The organism is Streptomyces sp. NPDC001108, assembly GCF_053598535.1.
Window position 1 is genome coordinate 1,514 of the sequence record NZ_JBSFKL010000042.1, and the last position, 1,937, is coordinate 3,450.

The window sequence follows — 1,937 nt, forward strand, 5'->3', positions numbered from 1 at the left end:
TCCTACACCCTTACCCCGGGACAACCACCGCCCGGGCTGGACTACCTTCCTGCGTCACCCCATCGCTTACCTACTACAAGTCTGGTTCATCGGCTCCACCACTACCCTCAACTCCGAAGAGATCGGGCCGGCTTCACGGACTTAGCATCGCCTGATTCAGTATTGGGCGTTTCAAAGCGGGTACCGGAATATCAACCGGTTGTCCATCGACTACGCCTGTCGGCCTCGCCTTAGGTCCCGACTTACCCTGGGCAGATCAGCTTGACCCAGGAACCCTTAGTCAATCGGCGCACACGTTTCTCACGTGTGTATCGCTACTCATGCCTGCATTCTCACTCGTGAACCGTCCACAACTCGCTTCCACGGCTGCTTCACCCGGCACACGACGCTCCCCTACCCAACCCAGCAGGCGTTGGCCCTTATGCTGGATTGACACGACTTCGGCGGTACGCTTGAGCCCCGCTACATTGTCGGCGCGGAATCACTTGACCAGTGAGCTATTACGCACTCTTTCAAGGGTGGCTGCTTCTAAGCCAACCTCCTGGTTGTCTCTGCGACTCCACATCCTTTCCCACTTAGCGTACGCTTAGGGGCCTTAGTCGATGCTCTGGGCTGTTTCCCTCTCGACCATGGAGCTTATCCCCCACAGTCTCACTGCCGCGCTCTCACTTACCGGCATTCGGAGTTTGGCTAAGGTCAGTAACCCGGTAGGGCCCATCGCCTATCCAGTGCTCTACCTCCGGCAAGAAACACACGACGCTGCACCTAAATGCATTTCGGGGAGAACCAGCTATCACGGAGTTTGATTGGCCTTTCACCCCTAACCACAGGTCATCCCCCAGGTTTTCAACCCTGGTGGGTTCGGTCCTCCACGAAGTCTTACCTCCGCTTCAACCTGCCCATGGCTAGATCACTCCGCTTCGGGTCTAGAGCGTGCAACTCAAACGCCCTGTTCGGACTCGCTTTCGCTACGGCTTCCCCACACGGGTTAACCTCGCTACACACCGCTAACTCGCAGGCTCATTCTTCAAAAGGCACGCAGTCACGACGCACCGAGCAAGCCCGATGCGCGACGCTCCCACGGCTTGTAGGCACACGGTTTCAGGTACTATTTCACTCCGCTCCCGCGGTACTTTTCACCATTCCCTCACGGTACTATCCGCTATCGGTCACCAGGGAATATTTAGGCTTAGCGGGTGGTCCCGCCAGATTCACACGGGATTTCTCGGGCCCCGTGCTACTTGGGTGTCTCTCAAACGAGCCGTCAATGTTTCAGCTACGGGGGTCTTACCCTCTACGCCGGACCTTTCGCATGTCCTTCGCCTACATCAACGGTTTCTGACTCGTCTCACGGCCGGCAGACCGCAAAAGAGAGATCCCACAACCCCGCATGCGCAACCCCTGCCGGGTATCACACACATACGGTTTGGCCTCATCCGGTTTCGCTCGCCACTACTCCCGGAATCACGGTTGTTTTCTCTTCCTGAGGGTACTGAGATGTTTCACTTCCCCTCGTTCCCTCCACACTGCCTATGTGTTCAGCAGCGGGTGACAGCCCATGACGACTGCCGGGTTTCCCCATTCGGACACCCCCGGATCAAAGCTCGGTTGACAGCTCCCCGGGGCCTATCGTGGCCTCCCACGTCCTTCATCGGTTCCTGGTGCCAAGGCATCCACCGTGCGCCCTTAAAAACTTGGCCACAGATGCTCGCGTCCACTGTGCAGTTCTCAAACAACGACCAGCCACCCATCACACACCGACAAGCGATGCTTCACTGGGGCCGGCAACTGAAGGCGACCATACGGCCGTACCCTCAGACACCCAACAACGTGCCCGACACAACCCGACCCGATCACCCACGTTCCACGCCGAAGCAGTACTAGTGAACAACCAAACCCTGTTGTGCCGAATAGTCAACGTTCCACCCATGAGCTAC

At 57.7% G+C, this 1,937-nt stretch carries 1 rRNA gene (cut by a window edge); it reads right to left on the minus strand.

What is annotated here, in order from left to right:
• Window positions 1-1,700 (minus strand): 23S ribosomal RNA (locus ACWC97_RS33895); it reaches 1,491 nt to the left of the window's first position.
• Window positions 1,701-1,937: the final 237 nt, after the last annotated feature.